Here is a 20,511-nt window from a genome sequence, read left to right on the forward strand (position 1 = left end):
CGTATTCGTGCGCACACCAGACGTTTATATCGGCGGGATAGGCGCTTTCCTGCCGCCGACGGTGACCGTGCAGGAGGCGGTCGGCGACGGCCTCTACCCGGCGGAGGACGTGGAGATCCACCAGCTCGGCGGCGCCGCGGTCGCCGGCGACCTGCCCGCGCCGGAGATGGCCCTGCGTGCGGCCCAGGAGGCGGTCAAGCAGTTCGGCCGGCCGGCGAGCGAGCTGAGTCTGATGATCTATGCCAGCACCTGGCATCAGGGGCCGGACGGGTGGCTGCCGCACGCGTACCTGCAACGCCATCTGACCGGGGGAGAGGTTCCCGCGGTGGAGATCCGCCAAGGGTGCAACGGCATGTTCAGCGCCATGCTGCTCGCGGTCAGCCACCTGCGGGCGGAGGAGCACCGCCGCCATGCCCTGCTGGTCGCGGCGGACAACTACGGCACGCCCATGATGGACCGCTGGCGGATGAACCCGGGCACCGTGGCCGGCGACGCCGGCTCCGCTCTCGTCCTGACCAAGGACCCCGGCTACGCCCAGCTGCTCGCAATGTCGTCGGTGACCGTGCCCGAGGCCGAGGAGCTGCACCGGGGCGGCGAGCCGCTGTTCCCGCCGACCGCCACCGTCGGCCGGTCACTCAGCTTCGCCGGCCGCTTCCAGCAGCAGGTGGTGGCCCGCAGCGCCGGGATGGCCGCGCTCGCCAGGGCGCAGGAGCTCATGATCAGCACGGTGGCGGACACGGTCGCCGAGTGCGGCCTCGAGTTCGCCGACCTCGACCGGGTGGCGTTCATGAACTACTCCCGCGAGGTGGTCGAGCAGCGGTGCATGGCGCCGCTCGGCCTGCCGATGTCCAAGTCGTCGTGGGAGTACGGCCGGACCATCGGCCACTGCGGGGCCAGCGACCACGTCCTGTCGCTCAAGCACTTCGTGGACAGCGGGCAGCTGCGGCCGGGCCAGCACATGCTGCTGCTCGGCACCGGGCCGGGGATCAACCTGGCCTGCGCCGTGATCAAGATCCTGGGTACGCCGGAGGGGGCCTGATGACGAACGCAGCCGACCTTCGCACGGCCGAACCGATCGCCGTTGTCGGTCTCGGCTGTCGCCTGCCCGGTGACGTCTACGGGCCGGAACAGTTCTGGGACCTGCTCGTCGAGCAGCGCAGCACCGTCGGCGACGTCCCGTGGGAGCGGTGGGCGCCGTACGCGGCCCACGGCGCCGAGTTCACCTCGGCCATGAGGCGGGCCATCGCGCGCGGCAACTTCATCTCCGGCATCGAGGAGTTCGACACCGAGTTCTTCGGCATCACCCCGCGCGAGGCCGAGCTCATGGACCCCCAGCAGCGGATCCTGCTCGAGGTCACCTGGGAGGCGCTGGAGCACGCCGGCATCGTGCCCGGCACCCTCGCCGGGACCGACGCCGGTGTCTTCGTCGGGCTGTGCAGCGGCGACTACGGCAGCCGGTTGCTGGAGGACCTGCCCGGCATCGAGGCGTGGACCGGCATCGGCGCGGCCAGCTGCGGAACCGCCAACCGGATCTCGCACGTGCTCGACCTGCGGGGCCCGAGCATCGCGGTGGACACCGCCTGCTCCGCCTCGCTGGTGGCCGTGCATCTCGCCTGCCAGAGCCTGCGCCTCGCCGAGAGCACGGTGGCGATCGCGGCCGGGGTCAACCTGATCGCCTCGCCGGGCCAGTCGCTGACCCTCGGCGCCGCCGGCGCGCTCGCGCCCGACGGCCGCTCGAAGCCGTTCGACGCGAGCGCGGACGGATACGGCCGCGGCGAAGGATGCGGCGTCGTCGTTCTGAAGCTGCTCTCGGACGCCGAGCGCGACGGCGACCGGGTGCTCGCGGTGATCCGGGGCAGCGCCGTGAACCAGGACGGCCACACCAACGGCATCATGGCCCCGTGCGGGGCGGCGCAGGAGCACGTCATGATCCGCGCCTGCGAGCAGGCCGGCGTCGACCCGGCCACCGTCGACTACGTCGAGGCGCACGGCACCGGCACGCGCCTCGGCGACCCGATGGAGGCGAGCGCGATCAGCGCCGTCTACGGCGCGCGGCGCGCCGGCGGCGACCCCTGCCTCGTCGGCTCGGTGAAGTCCAACATCGGTCACCTGGAGGGCGCCGCGGGCGTCGCCAGCGTCATCAAGACCACGCTCGCCCTGCAGAACGCGGTCGTGCCGGCCAGCCTGCTGCACACCGAGCTCAACCCGGAGATCCCGTGGGCCGACTCGGGGCTGCGTCTCGCGGAGTCGGCCGCGCAGTGGCCGCGCCGGGCGCATCCGCGCCGGGCCGGTGTCTCCGGCTTCGGCTACGGCGGCACGGTCGCGCACCTCGTCATGGAGCAGGCACCGCAGCGCGCCGCCGGCCCCGCCCCGCGGGACGACGACGAGGTCCGGCTCTATCCGCTGTCGGCCGCCGGCGGCGCGGCGTTGCGCCAGGCCGCGGCCGAGCTGGCCGAGCACGTCGGCGGCCGCACGGAGGTGCCGCTCGCCGCGGTCGGCCGCACGCTGGCCCACCACCGCACCCACCAGTCGCACCGGGCCGGCATCGTCGCCGGTGGGCGCGAGGAGCTGGTCGCCGGCCTGCGCCTGCTGGCCGCGGACCGGCCGGCCGACGGCGTCGTCACGGACGTCGTGCGGCCCCGCCAGGGCCGGGGGCTCGTCTGGGTCTTCTCCGGCCACGGCTCGCACTGGAGCGGCATGGGCCGGGAGCTGCTGGAGGCCGAGCCCGAGTTCGCCAAGGTGATCGACGTGCTCGATCCGGTGTTCGCCGCCGAGAGCGGGTTCACCGCCCGCGAGCTCATCCGCAGCGGCACGTTCGAGACGGTCGACCGCATCCAGCCGATGATCTTCGCGATGCAGGTGGGCCTCGCCGCCATGTGGCGCGGCCGTGGGGTCACCCCCGACGCCGTCATCGGGCACTCGATGGGCGAGGTCGCCGCCGCCGTGACCTGCGGCCTGCTGACTCTCGAGGAGGGCGCCCGAGTGTCGTGCTGGCGCTCCCGCCTGCTCACCCGGGCCGAGGGCAAGGGCGACATGGTGATGGTCTCGCTCTCGTTCGACCAGGCGGCGCAGCGGCTCGCCGGCCGGGCCGACCTGTCGCCGGCGATCGCCGCCTCGCCCGTGTCCACCGTGCTCGCCGGTGACCTGCGGGCGGTGCAGGAGGTGCTGGACACCTGGCCGGACGAGGGCATCCAGGCCCGCCGGGTCTCGGCCCGCATCGCCTTCCACAGCCCGCACATGGACCCCCTGCTGGCGGAGCTGACCGAGCTGTGCGCCGGGTTGCGCCCCGGCACGCCGGCGATCCCGATGTACTCCACGGCGCTGACCGACCCGCGCGCCGTCCCGTCCGGCGACGGCCACTACTGGGCGACCAACCTGCGTCAGCCGGTCCGGCTCGCGGCCGCGGTCGGCGCCGCCGCCGAGGACGGCTTCGACGCCTTCCTCGAGGTGTCCGCGCACCCACTGATCGCTCACTCGGTGGGCGAGACACTGGCCGAGAAGGGACTGGACGAGGCGTTCACCGGGATCTCGCTGCGCCGTAACCGCCCGGAGGTGCGGACCTATCTCGCGGCGGTGGCGGCGGCCCACTGCGCAGGCGTCGGCGTCGACTGGTCCAGCCTGCAACCCGGCGGCTCTCTGACCGCCCTGCCCACCACCGCGTGGCAGCGCCGGCGGCTGTGGCGCGAGACCAGCGACGGCACGCAGACCCGGCAGCGTGGCCACGACGTCGAGAGCTACACCCTGCTGGGCACCAGGCAGAGCATCGCGGGCAGCCCGATGGTGGTGTGGCGCACCGGGCTCGACGACGGCAACCGGCCGTACCCGGGCAGCCACGCGCTCAACGGCGTGGAGATCGTCCCCGCCTCGGTGCTGGTGAGCACGTTCATGGCGGCCGGCGCCGGCGCCGACGGGCGGCCCGCACACCTCGACGGCCTGGTGATGCGCCAGCCCCTGATCACCAACGACTACCGGGAGATCCAGGTGGTCCGCGACGGCGGCGCCCTGCGGCTCGCGTCGAGGTCGCCGGCCGGCGACACCTGGCTGATCAACGCACAGGCCGAGATCGGTACGGACGTCGACGTGCACGGGGGCCCGATCGCCCCCGGCACCGGCGACGACGCCGAGTTCGCCGATCCGGGCCTGATCCGCGAGCGCCTGGCGACCGTGGGTGTGCCGGCCACCGGCTTCGAGTGGACCGTGGAGCGGCTGCGGCGCGGCGCCGGAGTGATCGTCGCGGAGGTGAAGGCCCCGCACGGCCGGACGGGCGCGCAAAGCTGGGCGGTCGCCTTCGACGCGGTCATGTCGATCGCGCCGGCGGTGTTCCCCGGCACCCCCCTGCTGCGCATGGCCGTCGACGCGGACCTAATCGCGGTCGGCGGCGACGCACCGGAGACCGTGACGGTCACCGTCGTGCTCGCGGACGAGCGCCTCGGTCTCACCCACGCGGTCGTGGCCGACCCGGCCGGCCGGCGCATCGCGCGGGTCGACGGCCTGCGCTACACCGAGCTCGGCGACGCGGCGCCGGCGACGGACGCGCGCCGGGCGCTGCACACGACCGCCTGGCGGCCGGCGGACGCTGCCGACGGCCGCCCGGCGACCCGTACGGTCGTGCTGGTCGGTTCTGCCCTGGCGTCGCTGGCGGGCGGGCTGTCGGCCGCCGGGGTCACCTGTCACGCGGTGCCCGACGCTGCGAGTCTCGGCGCGCTCGCCGCCGGCCTCGACGCGTCGGCCGAGGTGCTCGTGAGCCCGGTCGACCATGTCCGGCCGGTGAGCGTGGCCACGCGTCGCGCGCGGGAGGAGCTCGACGCCGTGGCCGAGGCCGTCTGCCGGCTGCCGGAGGAGCGCCGGCCGCGGCTGTGGTGCCTCACCTCCGGCGTCCGCGACAGCAGCCACGCCGCGCACACCCGGCAGGCGCCCCTCTGGGGCCTGATCCGTGCCCTGCGAGCCGGGCATCCCGGCTTGCGCGTGGGCACCGTCGACCTCGGGCCGGCCTGGGACGGGTCCGCGGCGGAGGCGTTCCTGGAGGCGCTGGACCGGGCCGCGGACGAGGACGTGGTGGCGCTCGACGCCGACGGGCCGGCGGTGCCCCGGCTCACCCGGGTGGACCTCGACGGCACCGGCTCACCGCCCCCGGTGCGCGCCGACAGCACGTACGCCGTCGTCGGGGCCTTCACCCCGGCCGGGGTCGCCGCCGCGCACTGGCTGGCCGAGCTCGGCGCCGGGCGGCTGGTCCTGCTCGACGACGTGGCGCTTCCGCACCGGGCGGAATGGGATCACACCGAGGGTCTCCGCCCGGAGATCGCCGCCGTCCGGGCGCTGGAGGCGCGCGGCGTCGCTGTCTTCACCGCGACGGCCGACGTGGCCGCGTGGGCCCGCCGCGGCAGCCTCGTCCCGGAGACGTGGGATCTGCCGCCCGTGCGCGGTGTGGTGTACGCGGCGCCGGACAAGCCCGGCGGGGACCTCGGCTCCTGCCTCGCGGTGATCGACGCGCTGCACGCCACGTATCCGCCGCAGGCCCTGGACCTCCTGCTCTTCGCGGTGCCGCTGGAGGCGCGGGTGTCGCCCGAGCCCGGTGACGCGCGGGCGGCCGTCGCCTCGTACGCCGACTCGCTCACCGCGCATCGGGTGGCGAGCGGCTGCCGGGGGACGTGGAGCATCGGCTGGCCGGCCGGCGAGCTGCCCGGGACCGCGGCGGTGGATCCGAGCCTGCTGTTCGAGGCGGCCGGGCATGCGCTCGGCCACGGCCCCGGCGCGTACGCGGTCGTGAGCCCGGCCTCCGACGACGCGCCGCGGCCACCGCTGCTCGCGGCCCTGACCGTCGAGGAGGTCTCCGCCGCCGACGGCACGGCCAACGCGGGCGGCGCCGGAGCCGTCCCCCTCGACAGCCTGGCGCCGGACGAGCTGCGCCGGATCGTCGCCGAGGAGGCCGACCGGCTCATCGCCGGCGAGATGCGGCTGTCGGCCGGCGAGCTCGACCGGCGACGGCCCCTCGTCGAGCAGGGCATGGACTCGGTCATGACGGTGGTCGTCCGGCGGCGGCTCCAGCAGCGCTTCGGGCACGACCTGCCCACGACGCTGCTCTGGCAGCAGCCCACGGTCGACGCGATCGCGGGGTTCATCACCGAGTTGCTGCTCGCCGCGCGCGCCGGGTCCGAGGACGGCGAGATCCTGGCGAAGGGAGCCTGACGTGAGCGACGGCATTCGGGGCAGGCTGCTGTTCGCCAGCCTGCCCAGCGCGGGCCTGATCAATCCGCTGCTGGCGATCGCCCAGGAGCTGGTGCGGCGCGACGCGGACCTCTGGTTCGCCTGCACCGACGAACGGGCGGACGAGATCCGCCGGATCGGCGGGGGAGCGGCCGGCGGCTCCGTGCGGTTCGTGTCGCTCGGCCGGTACCGGCCTCACCTGTGGCCGGCCAACTGGGACCAGGCGACGCTGCGGGCGATGACCACCGGCCGGCGGGTGCGCGACTTCGCGGCCTTCATGGACACCAACGTCGACCGCGAGTACACCGAGGAGCTGTACCAGCGGACGCTGGCCGCCATCGACGAGGTGCAACCCGACCTGATCGTGGCCGACTCGTGCACCGGCTGGGCCATCGACGCCGCGATGAAGCGGGGCATCCCGTACGTCCTGACGATCGCCGTGCCGGTCAGCAGCTTCTACGTGGACACGCTGCCGTGGAGCTATCCGACACCGGGGTCGGGCCTGCCGGCCCGGATGTCCGCCCGGCAGCGGGTCGAGAACGTGCTCTTCCGCCTGGGCACCCGCGCGGTCATGGCCAGCCCTCGCCGCATGCGGCCCGCCCTGGCCGATCTGCGTCGCCGCAAGGCCGAGGGGATCCCGAACGCGGAGGGCATCCCGTCGCGCTACGCCCGGGCCGCGGCCGACATTCTCGGCTGCTCGGTGTTCGGCCTGGAATACCCGTTCCCGGCCGCGTCGCCGAACCTGCACATGGTCGGTGCCGTGCTTCCCGGCGACTCCGGGGAGATCGTGCCGAATCCCTCCTTGGACACCTGGCTGGACGAGCACCCGTCGATCGTCTACATCGGCTTCGGCACGTTCATGCGCCCCTCCGCGGGCCAGGTGGCCGCGCTGGCCGAGGTGGCCCGCCGGCTCGCACCGCGGCACCACGTGCTGTGGAAGCTCGACGAGACCCGGCAGAAGATGTTGCCGGCCGACCTGCCCGCGAACCTGCGGGTCGAGGCATGGCTGCCGTCCCAGCTGGAGGTCCTGGCACATCCGAACGTGCGGGTGTTCTTCAACCACGGCGGCGGCAACGCGTTCCACGAGGGGCTGGTGCACGGCAAGCCGCTGCTGGTCATGCCGTTCTGGATGGACTGCAACGACTTCGCGGCCCGCGCTGCCGACAGCGGTGCCGGGCTCGTGGTGCGCAACGTCGACAGACCGGACGTCGACGACATCGTCAACAAGATCACCACGCTGGTGACGGATCCCGCCTACCGGCAACGAGCCGAGCACTGGGCCGGCAGGCTGCGCTCCGCCGGCGGCAGCGTGGCCGCGGCCGACCTCATCCAACGCCGGCTGGGCCTGCTCGGCACGGCGTCCGGCGCCGCGTCCGCAGACCGAACCGCACCGAGCTGACCACCAGGAGGAACCGTGTCGCGCCGAGCATTGATCACCGGCATCACCGGCCAGGACGGGTCGTACCTGGCCGAGCATCTGCTGGAGAAAGGGTACGAGGTGTGGGGCCTGGTACGCGGCCAGGCGAATCCGCGCCGGTCACGGGTCAGCCGCCTCGTGCACGACCTGCGTTTCGTCGAGGGGGACCTGCTCGACCAGAGCAGCCTGATCGCCGCCATCGACCGGGTCCAGCCCGACGAGGTGTACAACCTCGGCGCGATCTCGTACGTGCCGCTCTCCTGGCAACAGGCGGAGCTGACCGGTGAGGTCACCGGGCTCGGCGTGCTGCGCATGCTGGAGGCGCTGCGGGTGGTCTCCGGCGTCAGCTCGTCGTCGTCGAGCACGCCGTCTCGTCAGGTCCGCTTCTATCAGGCGTCGTCGTCGGAGATGTTCGGCAAGGTCGCGGAGACGCCCCAGTCCGAGACCACCGTCTTCCACCCGAGGAGCCCGTACGGCGTCGCCAAGGCCTACGGGCACTTCATCACCCGCAACTACCGGGAGTCCTTCGGGATGTACGCCGTCTCGGGCATCCTGTTCAACCACGAGTCGCCGCGCCGGGGCCTGGAGTTCGTCACCCGGAAGATCTCGCACACCGTCGCCAAGATCAAGCTTGGCCTGGCCGGCGAGCTCAAGCTCGGCAATCTCGATGCCCGGCGCGACTGGGGCTTCGCCGGCGACTACGTGAGCGCCATGCACCTGATGCTGGTCCAGGACGAGCCGCGCGACTACGTGGTCGGCACCGGCATCATGCACTCGGTGCGCGACGCGGTCCGGATAGCCTTCGGCGCCGTCGGCCTGGACTGGACGCGGTACGTGGTGGTCGACGACGAGTTCGTCCGCCCGGCCGAGGTCGAGACCCTCTGCGCCGATCCCACCCGCGCCCGCGAGGACCTCGGCTGGGAGCCGCGCCTGAAGTTCGAGGAGCTGATGACGATGATGGTCGAGGCGGACCTGGCGCAGCTGACCCACGCCCAGAAGTACGACGAGTACTCCGCGCACGTCGATTGGTGACGATCTCCCCGTACGGTGACGGCCGGTCCGCGCGGACCGGCCGTCACCGTGTCTCGCGGGTCAGCTCGCGGGCGGCCCGCTCCGCTCGGCGGCCGGGCGCCGCGGCCCCGGCGGCGTGCCGAACTGCGACGCCAGCGGACGGTTCTTGAGCAAGGCCACCGTCACCAGGGTGAGCACGGCGATCGGCACCGTGACGGTGAAGATGTCGCCGGTCGCGACCGCGTAGGCCTGTTCGACGACGGCCCGGACCGGCTCCGGCAGGTCGCCCAGGTCCGGAAGCGTCCCGCCGACGTCGCCGTGGCCGGCATCGGCGCCGGCCGCCCCGGAGGCGATCACCGACTGGACGCGATGGGCGAACACGGCGCCGAGGACGGTGACCCCGACCGAGCCGCCCAGGCTCCGGAAGAACGACAGCGTCGACGTCGCCACGCCGAGCTGCCGCATGTCGACCGAGCTCTGCGCCACCAGGACCAGGTTCTGCATCAGGCATCCGACGCCGAGGCCGAGCAGCGTGATGGCCACCGTGAACCACACGAGCCCGGTGCCCGCGTCGACCAGGGCGAGCATGACCGTGCCGGCGCCGGCCAGCACGCCGCCGGTCACGAGGACCGCCTTCCACCGGCCGGTCGCGGTGATGAAGCGGCCCGCCGCCGTGGACGCGACGACGATGCCCAGCGCCATCGGCAGGCTCAGCAGGCCGGTCTGGCCGGGCGACAGTCCCTGTGCCAGCTGGAGGTAGGGCGGGACGAAGACGGAGCCACCGAACATCATGACGCCGACGAGCAGGCTGGCCAGGGTGGTGAGGGCGACCGTCCGGTTGCGGAACAGGCTCAGCGGCAGCACGGGCTCGGGGCTGCGAGCCTCGACCCAGATGGCCAGCCCCAAGGCCACCAAGCCACCGGTCACCAGCACGGTGCTCCACGCCGAGCGCCAGGCGAAGACGTCGCCGGCCAGCGAGCACCAGATGAGCAGCGAGCTGGCGGCGACGACGATCAGCGCGGCGCCGAGGTAGTCGATGTGCACCTCACGGCGCATCGCGGGCAGGTGGAAGGTCCGCTGGAGCACGACCATGGACAGCACCGCGAAGGGCGCGCCGAAGAAGAAGCACAACCGCCAGCCGATGCCGGGCACCTCGGCCAGAGCGCCGCCCAGCGGCGGGCCGATGATGGTGCCGACGGTGAAGACCGCGCCGAACAGGCCCATGTACTTGCCGCGCTCGCGCGGCGGGACGATCACCGCCATCACGACGGGCACCATCGCGGTGAGCCCGCCGGCGCCGATGCCCTGCGCGACCCGGCTCACGATGAGCACCCCGATCGAGCCGGCGAAACCGGCGACGAGCGACCCGAGCACGAAGAGCGCCAGGGACGCCTGCAACAGCCACTTCTTGTCGTACAGGTCGGCGAACTTGCCCCAGAGCGGTACCGAGACGGTCATGGCGAGCAGCTCCGCCGTGACGATCCAGGTGTACGCCGACTGCGAGCCGCCGAGCTCGGTCACGATGCCCGGCAGGGCCACCGTGACCACGGTCGGCGCCAGGACCGCGACGAACATCCCCAGCAGCAGTCCGTAGACGGTCATCATGACGCCCTTGGCCGGGGCGGGCTGCGGTGCCGCCGCCGTGGGCGATTCCGGCCTGGTGCTCATCGCGCTCCCTCGTCCGCTCGGTTCTGCTCTGCCTCGACGGTGAATGGCGTGGTGTCGCGGGCGCTCAGGCGCCGCAGCACGGCCGGCAGGTCGCCGCGGTGCAGCACTCCCAGCCGCTTGGTGGTGCGGGTCAGCGCGACGTACAGGTCGCTGAGGCCGCGCCGGGACTCGCCGGCGATGCCGCCGGGGTCGACGACGAGCACCGAGTCGAACTCGAGGCCCTTGGCCTGGCGGACGTCGAGCACCACGATGCCCGCGCCGAGCGAGATGCCGTCGCCGACGACCACCTCCGCCGTCGTCGCGCGCCTGATGGCGTCGCCGAGCGGATGCACCAGCTCGGTGGGCGCGACCACGGCCACCTGGCCGCCGCCGACCGCCGCGCGTTCCACGCGGACCGCCTCCGGCACGGCCCGCAGGTAGTCGCCGACCTGCCCGCTCCACGGATCGATGCCGGACGTCCGGGCCGAGCGGGGCGGCTTGAGCCCGGGGCTGATCGCGGCGAGCACGTCGGCGGCGACGGCCATGACCTCGGCCGGCGTGCGGTAGTTGACGGTCAGCTCGGTCAGCCGCCACCGGTCGGCGACGTACGGCGCGAAGACGTCGCCCCAGGTCGTGGTGCCGCTGGGGTCGCTGGTCTGCGCGACGTCGCCGACCACGGTCATCGAGCGGCTGGGGCTGCGGCGCATGAGCAGCCGCCACACCATCGGGGACAGCTCCTGCGCCTCGTCCACCACGATGTGGCCGAACGCCCAGGTCCGGTCGGCGGCGGCCCGCTCCGAGACGGACAGGTAATCGTCGTCGTCGTGCCGGTCGGCCAGGGCCGACGCGTCGATCACATCGGTGGCCTGCAGCACCTCCTCGTCGATCTCGTCCTCGTCGTAGTTGAGGATCTGCAGGACGCCCTGGGCGTACTCGAGGTCGGCCCGCCACTGCGCCGCCTCCCGGGCCCGCTCGGCCCGGTCGTCCCAGCCGAGCAGCTCCGCGGCCTCGTCGAGCAGCGGTACGTCGCCCGGGGTCCACGGCGCCGACGGGTCGCGCCGCAGCAGCTCCCGCTCGGCCGCGGGGAGATCGGGCGTGGCCGCCGCGATCCGTTCCGGCGAGGCGTAGAGGTCGGCCAGCAGCTGCTGCGGCGTGAGGATCGGCCAGAGTTCGTGCAGCGCCTGGCGTACCTCGGGGGATTTGGTGAGGTCGTACCGGATCTGCTCGATGTCCTCGTCCACCAGCAGGTGCCGCCCGATGTTCGAGGCGACCTGGTTGGTCAGCGCCTCGATGATCTCGCGGACGAAGTACGGCCGTGCCTCGTTGTGCGGGCGCAGCGTGTCGCGCGCCAGCCGCTTGGCGTTGGCGGTGATCTTCTGGGTGAGCCGGAGCCGGTCGCCCTCGAAGAGCACCTCCTTGACCGGCGGGGTCTCCTGGCGGTCGTAGACGGCGTTCGCCATGACCTGCACCATCGAGGCGCGGCCCTTGATCTCCGCGACGTCGTCCGGCTCGCTGCCGGTGGCGACGACGCCGGGATAGAGGTCGCCCACCGTGCACAGCAGCGCACCGGTCTCGCCCAGCGACGGCAGCACCTGGCTGATGTAGCGCAGGAACGTCGCGTTGGGACCGAGGATCAGCGCCCCGCGCTTCTCCAGCCGGTCGCGGTGCGCGTAGAGCAGGTAGGCCACCCGGTGCAGCGCCACCGCCGTCTTGCCCGTGCCGGGCCCGCCCTGCACGACCAGCACGCCGTTGATGTCGGCACGGATGATCTCGTCCTGCTCGGCCTGGATGGTGGCGACGATGTCCTGCATCTGGCCGGTGCGGTTGGCGGTGAGCGCGGCCATCAGCGCGGCCTCGTTGGTCAGCGAGGTCGCGCCGTCCGCCGGCGCGGCCTCGACATCGAGGAACTCGTCGTCGAGGCCGGTGACCGTGCGGCCCTTCATCCGCAGCTGCCTGCGCCGGCGCACCCCCTCCCGGGTGATGGCGTTGGCCAGGTAGTACGGGCGTGCGGCGGGCGCACGCCAGTCCATGAGCAGCGAGGACTGGTCGTCCTCGTCGACCAGCCCCAGCCGGCCGACGTAACGGATCTCGCCGTCGTCCATGTCGAGCCGGCCGAAGCAGAGCCGCTCGTCGACGCCCTCGAGCTGCCGGATGCGCTCGCGGTACATCGTGCTGGCGGCGTCGCGTTCGGCGCGGGCGGACGGGTTGCTCGTGCTGTGGAGCTGGGTCCGGGCCAACCGCTGCGCGGCGACGTCGCGCAGCTTGTCGACGTTGCGGTAGAGCATTGCCACGTAGCGGCGTTCGTCCTCCAGCGTGTCGTTGGCGAAAGCGGCGGAAGCTTCTGAGGAAAGTCTTGACAACAGCGCCACCCCATGGTAAATTTAACTGAGGGCTATAAAGTGCTGGGCAACTACGATCGTATCGTGTTGCCCGTTTTTTGTCTTGTCGTGCCTATGCGGCGATGACGAAGTGGCCGCCAAAAGAGGTTTCCCACGAGGGCGGCTGCGGCGGCGATTGTCAGACGGGAAAGACTGCCCTCGGGGTCAGAGCATGCTTGGTCTCGGTCGGCGAAGCGCTGATGACGGCGGTGTAGCCGGCGAAGCGATGACGGGCCATCTTCCGCCCGGTCTTGACGTCGTCCGCGAGGGTCGCCTGCTTGGCCCAGGCGGTAACGTCGATGAGCAGGGTCTTGCTGACCGTCCCGCGGAGGCAGTAGTGCTTGGTCTTCCATCGGGTGGCCGAGGCCCTGGTGACCTGCGTTGCTCGGGCGCCGGGCAACGCCGACGATGTCGCCGAAGGGCGCGCGCCGGTAGAGGTGGCTGCTGAGACTGCCGGCGGGGTGGCGGACAGAGGGGCGCCGGTGGTGGGATCCGCGTCGTTGCCGTGGGTGGCCAGCGGGTCAGCGTGGCGGCGATCAGGACCGGCCGATCCCCCGCGGGCGGCGATCCCGCCGACCGTCGTCGCCGCAAGCGCCGCGAGGACGGCCCGCCGGATCCGGCGCCGCGGGCTCGTCCTGCCGTGCCCGGAGCCGGCTTCCCGATCGATGGTGCGGGGCGGGACACAGGTGGATCATAACGACTGCCCATGACCGGCGCCGGTCTCGTATGATCTAGCGCCTGACGTCACGGATGACAGGGGATCTTGGTGAGCGCCGACAGCCCGGACATGTCTGAACGCCTCGACGTGACCAAGCCGCACCCGGCGCGACGGTACGACTACTGGCTGGGTGGCAAGGACAACTTCCAGGCCGACCGGGACGCCGCCGAGGCGATCGCCGCCGTCTTCCCGCACATCCGCACCGCCGCCCGCGAGAACCGCGCCTTCATGCAGCGGGCGGTGCGGTTCCTGACGGCCGAGGCGAGCGTACGGCAGTTCCTGGACATCGGCACCGGGCTGCCGACCAACGAGAACGTGCACGATGTCGCGCAGGGCATCGCCCCCGAGTCGCGGATCGTCTATGTGGACAACGATCCGCTGGTGCTCGTGCACGCGCGGGCGCTGCTGACCAGTTCGCCCGAGGGCGCGACCGCGTACATCGACGCCGATGCCCGGAACCCGGAGAAGATCCTCGCCGATCCGGCGCTGCGCGACACGCTGGACTTCTCGCAGCCGATCGCGCTGCTGCTGGTGGCGCTGCTGCACTTCGTCGAGGACCACGAAAATCCGTGGGAGATCGTGAAGCACCTGGTCGCGGCGCTGCCCGCCGGCAGCTACCTCGTGCTGTCGCACGCGACGTTCGACCCGCTCGACGAGCAGACGATCGCCGCGATGAACGCGGTGAACAAGAACATCAAGCCGGTGTTCTCCCCGCGATCGCTGGCCGAGGTCACCCGTTTCTTCGAGGGTCTCGACGTGCTGGAGCCGGGGATCGTGTCGGTCTCCGACTGGCGGCCGGCGCCCGGCCCCCGGCCCACTCCCGCCGAGGCCACCGGCTACGGGGCTGTCGCCCGGACCAGATCACGGTGAGACGGCGGGCCGGCACTGTCGCCGCCCGAACCTGATCACTTCCTGACGTCCGCTCGTCAGGCTGGCTCCCGGCCGGGAGCGGCCCGGCCGCGGAGACAGGGAGTGACATCATGCGGAGACTGCTGGTGGTGGCCGTGGCGCTGAGCGCGCTGACCGCCTGCGCCCAGCCGGCCGACAAGGCGAGCACGGCGAAGGTGGCGACTCTGGTCAGCCCGTCGGCGCCGGCCTCGGCGACCGTCTCGCCGAAGGCTCAGCGGCCACGGGAGCGGCTGGACACGACGCCGGAGGAGTTCGAGGCGCTGCTCGGGCCGTACAACAAATGCATGTCCGACCACGGCGGCATCGCCAAGGGCAGCACGATCCAGCAGGAGCGGAAGAAGGCCGAGGCGGGGCCGGCGGGCGTGCCGGGGCGGCAGACCGAGAAGTTCGACGAGGCGAACAAGATCTGCGAGCCGCAGTACTACCCGCTGCCGCCGTGGGAGAAGGACCCGGCCAACCCGGAGGCCAAGGACTTCGCCCGCGAGACGGTCAAGTGCCTCAAGGAGAAGGGCGTCCAGTACGTCGAGATCGGCGAGGACGGGCTCAGCATCGCGCTCGGCGGCGACCAGAACGACCCGAAGTCGATCTCGATGGGTCTCGACCTGATCCCCGGCTGCGAGCGCGACATCGCCGCCCGGCGCCAGAAGTAGCTCAGGAGAGGGCCGCTCGCGGGGCGAGGCGGGCGGCCCGGACGCACGGGTAGACGCCGGCCAGAACCCCGATGACCACCGCGCCGCCCGCGCCGAAGCCGGCCGGCCCGGCGGGGATGACGACGGGCCAGCCCTGCCAGGCGGCGTAGCCGACGGTGGCGGCCAGGCCCAGGCCGGTGCCGGCCAGACCGCCGGCGCCGGCCAGGACCACCGCCTCGGTGAGGAACTGCCCGCGGATCTGGCCCCGGGTGGCGCCCAGCGCCCGGCGGAGGCCGATCTCGGAGCGGCGTTCGAGCACCGAGACGACCATCGTGTTGGCCACGCCGATGCCGCCGATGACCAGGGCCACCCCGGCGAGGGCCAGGAACAGCACCGAGAAGCTGCTCTCGGTGGCCCGCTTGGCGGCGAGCGCGTCCGACGGGCGGGTGACGGTCACCGCGCCCGGGCGCTCGGGGGAGATGGTCTCGGCGAGGACGTCGCGCACCGCCTCCAGCTGGGCCTCGTCGCTGCGCACGTACAGGACCGTGGGGTGACCGTCGAAGCCGAGCTCGGACTTCGCGGCGGGCCAGCCGACCAGCACGGACCGGTCGATGTCGGGCGTCAGCGGAGTGGGGCCGAGGATCCCGACGACGGTGAAGCGGCGGTCGCCGATCACCACCTGGGGTGCGGCGGCGCCCCGGGGCAGGTCGGTGACGCCCAGCCGGGCGGCCGCCACCGAGCCGAGGACGACGGCGGGGAAGTTCGCTGTCGCCGCGTTCAGCCAGGCTCCCGAACGCACGCGGGCCTGGATCGCGGCGGGCAGGTCGAGCCGCGCGGCCAGCGCGGTGAGGCCGCTGGGCTCGGTGCGGTCGTTACGGCGTACGGCCGCATGGGTGTTGGCCACGGCGGACGCGCCGGTCACCGGGCCGATGCGCCGGACCATCTCGACGGCCGACTCGGGCAGCGGCGCGGGCGGCTGGACATCCGGCTGGGCCGTGGCCTGAAGAGTGTTCGTGCCCAGCGCGCTGAGCCGCTCGACGAGGGCGGCCTGACCCGACGCGGGCAGGCCGGTCACGACGATCATCGTGGCGATGCCGATCGCGATGCCGAGCCCGGAGAGCGCGGCCCGGCCCGGGCGTGTGCGCAGGCCGAGCAGGCCGAGCCCGAGCAGGTCGACGGGGTTCATCGGCGCACGTCCGAGACGATCCGGCCGTCGCGGATCTCGACCTGCCGGGGCAGCGCGGCGGCGATGTCACGGTCGTGGGTGATCAGGACGATGGTGGTGCCCTCCTCGTTGAGCCGGCGCATCAGGTCGAGGACCGTGCGGCCGGTGGCGGTGTCCAGGGCGCCGGTCGGCTCGTCGGCCAGCACCAGCGACGGCCCGTTGGCCAGCGCGCGGGCGATCGCCACCCGCTGCTTCTCGCCGCCGGACAGCTCGCGCGGCCGGTGCCGGGCGCGATCGGCGAGACCGACGCGCTCCAGGGCGTGCAGGGCACGTTCCCGGCGGTGCCGGCGGGGCACCCCGGCGTAGAGCAGGCCGGTGGCGACGTTCTCGGCCGCGCTCAGCCCGTCGGCCAGGTGGAACTGCTGGAAGACGAAGCCGATCTCGCGGGCCCGCAGCGCGGCCAGGCGGCGGTCGCGCAGGGTCGCCACGTCCTGGCCTCCGATGCGGACGGTGCCGCTGGTCGGGCGGTCCAGGGTGCCGATGACGGTGAGCAGCGTCGACTTGCCGGAACCGGACGGGCCCACGATGGCGGTCAGCTCGCCGCGGTCGATGTCGAGGCTCACGTCGTCGAGGGCGGTCACCCCGCCGGGATAGCGCACGCTCGCGTGGCCGACCGAGACGAGCGTCACGAGGCGACCACCACGTCCATGCCCTCGGTCAGGCCCTGGCCGCTGACCTGCACCCAGCCGTCGGCGAACATGCCGGTCGTGACGGCGACGAGGCCGTGCGGGCCCTGCACGGCGTAGCCACCCTCGCTCAGCGCGACCAGCGCCTCGACGGGTGCGGCGAGCACGTTCTCGGCGACCTTTCCGGCGACGTTGACCTGCACGCCGGCCGAGTCCAGCTCGGCCAGGTCGGCGGGCTTGTCGGCGGTGACCAGCACGGTCAGCTTCGGGGCGCCGTCGGCCACGCCGCCCGCGGGCGCGGTGAGGGTGCGGCCGACCGAGAGGATCCGGGCCTTGACCGTACGGTCGTCCGGCAGCGTGACGGTCACGTGCTCGCCCCGGCTGAGCCCGGCGGCCGCGTCCAGCTCGGCCGAGACGGTGATGACCTTGCGGGTGGCGGTGACCGTCATGAGCTCGGTGTTGGCGGGGGAGCCGGGCTGGACGGCTACCGAGTCGACCCGGACGGCGCCGGACTGGACCTCGACGTCGCCGACGGCGATCGTGCCGGTGGGCGGGAGGCCGTTGTCCTCCTGCCAGCGTTTGACGGCCTTGAGGAGATCGGCGGTGAGCACGCCGTCCCCGTCCCGGACGGTCGCGCCCTTCTTGCCGGCCGGGGCCGGCGCCTTCTCGCCCGCCTCGGGCCGGCGGCCGATCCGGTAGCCGAGCGCGCGCAGGTTGTCGGCGACGATCCGCACGTCGCGGCCCACCAGGCCGAGGCCGGCGATCGGGCGGTAGAGCGGCATGCCGCCGTAGAACAGGATCACCGGCTTGTCGTCGGCCCGGAACAGCTGCTTTCCCCGGACGATCGTCGCGCCCGCGGCCGGCAACCAGGTCACGGTGGCGGCGGTGTGGCCGGAGAGCGGCCGGGCCGAGCCGAAGCCGACGCTGCCGTCGAGCTTCCTCGTCGTGGACAGGGTGCGGCGCTCCAGTTTCGCGGTCGCGGCCGCGACGGTCTCCCGTGGCGCGGGTGGCCCGGCCGGCCGGTGCCGGTGGACGGCGACCGCGCCGCCGGCGCCCAGCGCCACGACGAGCACGATGCCGCTCAGCCGGGCCACGATCTTCGATTGCATGGCGACGAGCGTCTCGGGAGATCGTTAGAAAGCTGTCAGGTCTCCCGCGAGAATCTCCGGCGGTCGCGGCGCGGACCTATCATCGCCGCCATGTGTGCTCAGGTCATGGTCGCCGAGGACGATCCCCGCCAGGCCGAGGTGGTCCGGCGCTACCTGGTCGCCGAGGGGCACGAGGTCGTCGTCGTGCACGACGGCCGCACGGCCCTCGGCGAGGCCCGCCGGTGGCGGCCGGGCCTGGTGGTGCTCGACGTGATGATGCCCGGCCTCGACGGCCTGCACGTGTGCCGCACGCTGCGGGCCGAGTCCGACGTGCTGGTGCTGATGCTGACCGCCCGGGCGACCGAGGAGGACCTGCTGCTCGGGCTGGAGCTGGGCGCCGACGACTACCTGACGAAGCCGTACAGCCCGAGGGAGCTCATGGCCCGGGTCCGGACGCTGCTGCGGCGCTCGGGCCGGGGAGCGCCGCCGGCCGACGGCGAGCCGCGGCGCGTCGGGCGGATCGGCATCGACCCCGTGCGCCACCACGTCACCGTCGGTGACGAGCCGGTCGAGTGCACCCGCGGCGAGTTCGCCATCCTGGCCGCCCTGTCCGAGCGGCCGGGGCACGTCCTGACCCGGGCCCAGCTGCTGCACCACACGCGCGGCATCGACCGCAGCTCCACCGAGCGGACCATCGACGTGCACGTGATGAACCTGCGCCGCAAGATCGAGGCGGATCCGCAGAAGCCGGCGCACCTGCTCACCGTCTACGGCGTCGGTTACAAGCTGGCCGCGGAGACGCCGTGAGCCGCGTTCCGCTGCGGCACAGCCTGGTCACCCGCCTGCTGGTCACGTCGGTGCTGATCGCGGTCGCCGCCATCGCGGCGACCGCCTGGCTCGCCACCGCCACCGCCACCCGGGCGCTGCGCCAGGAGCAGGGCCGCTCGCTGACCGAGGACAAGGGCGTCTACGACCTGCTGGTCGGCTACGCCGCCGGTCACCCCGACTGGTCCGGCGCCGCCGGGCTGATCCGCGAGCGGGCGGCCAAGCTCGGCCGCCGCATCACGCTGACCACCACCGACCGCGTGGTGATCGCCGACTCGGGGCCCGGCCCGTCGCTGGCCGGCGCCCGCGCCTCGGCCACTGTCGACCCGCTCAACCTCGACCTCGCGCTCAGCGGCGGCACCGAACGCATCGACGCGCGCGCGACCGGACCGTTCCTGGTGCCACCGGCCCAGCGCGGCGAGCTCGACAAGCTCGCGGCCGACGCGCTGACCTGCATCCGCGAGGGCGGCGGGGACGGCGAGATCGTGCGCCTGCCGAACGGGCGCCCGTCGGTCGTCCTCACCGGATCGGGCACCGACGGCAACGCCGCGAGCTGCAACGACCGGCTGCCCACCACGACGACGAAGGCCGAGGACGGCCCGCTGCGCGAGCTCGGGCGGCTGGCCACCACCTGCGCCCGGCTGCCCCGCGAGCTCAGGCTCGGCGTACGGCCGGACTTCTCGACGTACTTCCTGGTCGCCGACCGTCCCGAACCGGTGGCGCTGCCCGGCAGCACGAGCGCGGCCGCGCCGCCGGCCCGGGTCCGCGGGTGCGTGGAGAAAACACGACGGGCCATGCTTCAGTCGTACGTCGCGCCGCCCGCCCTGCTGTTCGTCACCGACCCGGGCGCCGGCGCCGACCAGACCCGGTTCACGCTCTCGGGGCAGAACACCGTCCGGATCGTCGCCACCACCGGCGGCGTCCTGCTCGCCACCATCGGCGTCACCGTGCTGGTCGGCCGCCGCCTGGTCCGCCCCTTGCGCGCGCTCACCGAGGCCGCCGGCCACGGCCCGGTGCCGGTCTCGACCCGCGACGAGATCGGCCGGCTCGCCCGCGCCCTCAACGACTCCACCGAGCGCCGCGACCGCGCCGAGGCGCAGCGCCGCGCCATGGTCAGCGACGTCGCGCACGAGCTGCGCACCCCGCTCACGAACATCCGGAGCTGGCTCGAGGCCGCCCAGGACGACCTGGCGCCGACCGACGCGCAGCTCGTCGACCTCCTGCACGAGGAGGCCCTGCTGCTCCAGCACATCATCGACGACCTGAGCGACCTGGCCGGGCCGTTGCGCCTCGACCTGCGCCCGGCGGCCCTGCGCGACGTGCTGACCCAGGTGGTCGACGGCCACCTCGCCGAGGCGCACGCGGCCGGCGTGCGCCTGACCATGGAGGTGACGGGCGATCCGGTGGTCCAGGCCGATGCCGTACGGCTGCGCCAGCTGCTCGGCAACCTGGTCTCCAACGGCATCCGCTACACCCCGCGCGGCGGCTCGGTCTCGGTGAGCGCGCAAGGCTCGGCCATCACGGTGCGGGACACCGGCGTCGGCATCGCCCCCGAGAACCTGCCCAAGATCTTCGACCGCTTCTGGCGCGCCGACGAGTCCCGCAGCCGGGCCACCGGCGGCAGCGGCCTGGGCCTCGCCATCGCCCGCAAGCTGGCCCGGGCCCACGGCGGCGAGATCGAGGTCCGGAGTGCTCCAGGGGAGGGGACCACGTTCACCGTCCGGCTCCCACCTGCGCGCTGACCGCCGGCCCGCGCCGCGCGAGCAAGGGCGCCGTGTGATCGGCGTGGTTCTGGGTAGTTGTCCGGCTCAGCCCTCGGATCGTGGGCGTGGAA

General features: G+C 73.3%; 14 protein-coding genes. 8 read left to right on the plus strand and 6 right to left on the minus strand.

The features are described from left to right. Positions 1 to 7: 7 nt before the first annotated feature. From Ade02nite_RS43775 to Ade02nite_RS43790, 4 genes are read left to right on the plus strand one after another with little or no spacing between them, the layout of a single operon-like run. Entirely contained in the window at positions 8 to 1,039 is a 1,032-nt protein-coding gene (locus tag Ade02nite_RS43775; protein WP_203777086.1) for a ketoacyl-ACP synthase III family protein, read from the plus strand. Continuing rightward, complete coding sequence (locus tag Ade02nite_RS43780; protein ID WP_203777088.1) at positions 1,039 to 6,186, plus strand: type I polyketide synthase; 5,148 nt, start codon at positions 1,039 to 1,041, stop codon at positions 6,184 to 6,186. The genes Ade02nite_RS43775 and Ade02nite_RS43780 overlap by 1 nt, the downstream gene beginning before the upstream one ends. 1 nt (position 6,187) lies before the next feature. Then, positions 6,188 to 7,603 carry a glycosyltransferase gene (locus Ade02nite_RS43785; protein ID WP_203777090.1) on the plus strand — a complete coding sequence of 472 codons (1,416 nt, stop codon included), beginning with the start codon at positions 6,188 to 6,190 and terminating at the stop codon, positions 7,601 to 7,603. Positions 7,604 to 7,618: 15 nt separating this feature from the next. After that, positions 7,619 to 8,653, plus strand: a complete 1,035-nt coding sequence (locus tag Ade02nite_RS43790; RefSeq protein WP_203777092.1) for a GDP-mannose 4,6-dehydratase — start codon at positions 7,619 to 7,621, stop codon at positions 8,651 to 8,653. Between the two features lie 60 nt (positions 8,654 to 8,713). On the opposite strand, the gene Ade02nite_RS43795 is transcribed toward Ade02nite_RS43790, so the two are convergent. The 3 genes from Ade02nite_RS43795 to Ade02nite_RS43805 form a co-directional block, all read right to left on the minus strand. Then, entirely contained in the window at positions 8,714 to 10,300 is a 1,587-nt protein-coding gene (locus Ade02nite_RS43795; RefSeq protein WP_239169488.1) for an MFS transporter, read from the minus strand. Then, on the minus strand, positions 10,297 to 12,648 hold the full coding sequence (locus Ade02nite_RS43800) for a HelD family protein (RefSeq protein ID WP_203777094.1): 2,352 nt from the start codon (positions 12,646 to 12,648) through the stop codon (positions 10,297 to 10,299). The genes Ade02nite_RS43795 and Ade02nite_RS43800 overlap by 4 nt, the downstream gene beginning before the upstream one ends. Positions 12,649 to 12,796: 148 nt before the next feature. Then, a complete protein-coding gene (locus Ade02nite_RS43805) occupies positions 12,797 to 13,057 on the minus strand; it encodes a hypothetical protein (protein WP_203777096.1) in 261 nt (86 codons plus the stop codon). Between the two features lie 387 nt (positions 13,058 to 13,444). On the opposite strand from Ade02nite_RS43805, the gene Ade02nite_RS43810 reads away from it, so the two are divergent. Both Ade02nite_RS43810 and Ade02nite_RS43815 read left to right on the plus strand, forming a co-directional pair. Further along, positions 13,445 to 14,245 carry an SAM-dependent methyltransferase gene (locus Ade02nite_RS43810; protein WP_203777098.1) on the plus strand — a complete coding sequence of 267 codons (801 nt, stop codon included), beginning with the start codon at positions 13,445 to 13,447 and terminating at the stop codon, positions 14,243 to 14,245. A gap of 110 nt (positions 14,246 to 14,355) precedes the next feature. Further along, a complete protein-coding gene (locus Ade02nite_RS43815; protein WP_203777100.1) occupies positions 14,356 to 14,934 on the plus strand; it encodes a hypothetical protein in 579 nt (192 codons plus the stop codon). A 1-nt stretch (position 14,935) separates the two neighbouring features. Here Ade02nite_RS43815 and Ade02nite_RS43820 read toward each other — a convergent pair whose 3' ends face one another. From Ade02nite_RS43820 to Ade02nite_RS43830, 3 genes are read right to left on the minus strand one after another with little or no spacing between them, the layout of a single operon-like run. After that, positions 14,936 to 16,099, minus strand: coding sequence for an ABC transporter permease (locus Ade02nite_RS43820; protein WP_203777102.1), 1,164 nt, complete (start codon positions 16,097 to 16,099; stop codon positions 14,936 to 14,938). Beyond that, positions 16,096 to 16,767: an ABC transporter ATP-binding protein gene (locus Ade02nite_RS43825; RefSeq protein WP_203777104.1), complete on the minus strand. Its 672-nt coding sequence runs from the start codon at positions 16,765 to 16,767 to the stop codon at positions 16,096 to 16,098. The genes Ade02nite_RS43820 and Ade02nite_RS43825 overlap by 4 nt, the downstream gene beginning before the upstream one ends. Beyond that, positions 16,764 to 17,873, minus strand: a complete 1,110-nt coding sequence (locus Ade02nite_RS43830; RefSeq protein WP_203777106.1) for an efflux RND transporter periplasmic adaptor subunit — start codon at positions 17,871 to 17,873, stop codon at positions 16,764 to 16,766. Before Ade02nite_RS43830 ends, Ade02nite_RS43825 begins: the two co-directional genes overlap by 4 nt. Before the next feature lie 90 nt (positions 17,874 to 17,963). Between Ade02nite_RS43830 and Ade02nite_RS43835 the strand changes: the two genes are divergently transcribed. Together Ade02nite_RS43835 and Ade02nite_RS43840 are read left to right on the plus strand one after the other, a co-directional pair. Next, positions 17,964 to 18,659, plus strand: coding sequence for a response regulator transcription factor (locus Ade02nite_RS43835; protein ID WP_203777108.1), 696 nt, complete (start codon positions 17,964 to 17,966; stop codon positions 18,657 to 18,659). Further along, positions 18,656 to 20,419, plus strand: a complete 1,764-nt coding sequence (locus Ade02nite_RS43840; protein ID WP_203777110.1) for a sensor histidine kinase — start codon at positions 18,656 to 18,658, stop codon at positions 20,417 to 20,419. Before Ade02nite_RS43835 ends, Ade02nite_RS43840 begins: the two co-directional genes overlap by 4 nt. The last annotated feature ends 92 nt before the right edge of the window (positions 20,420 to 20,511 follow it).

This window comes from Paractinoplanes deccanensis (assembly GCF_016862115.1).
In the GTDB taxonomy this organism is placed as follows: Bacteria; Actinomycetota; Actinomycetes; order Mycobacteriales; family Micromonosporaceae; genus Actinoplanes; species Actinoplanes deccanensis.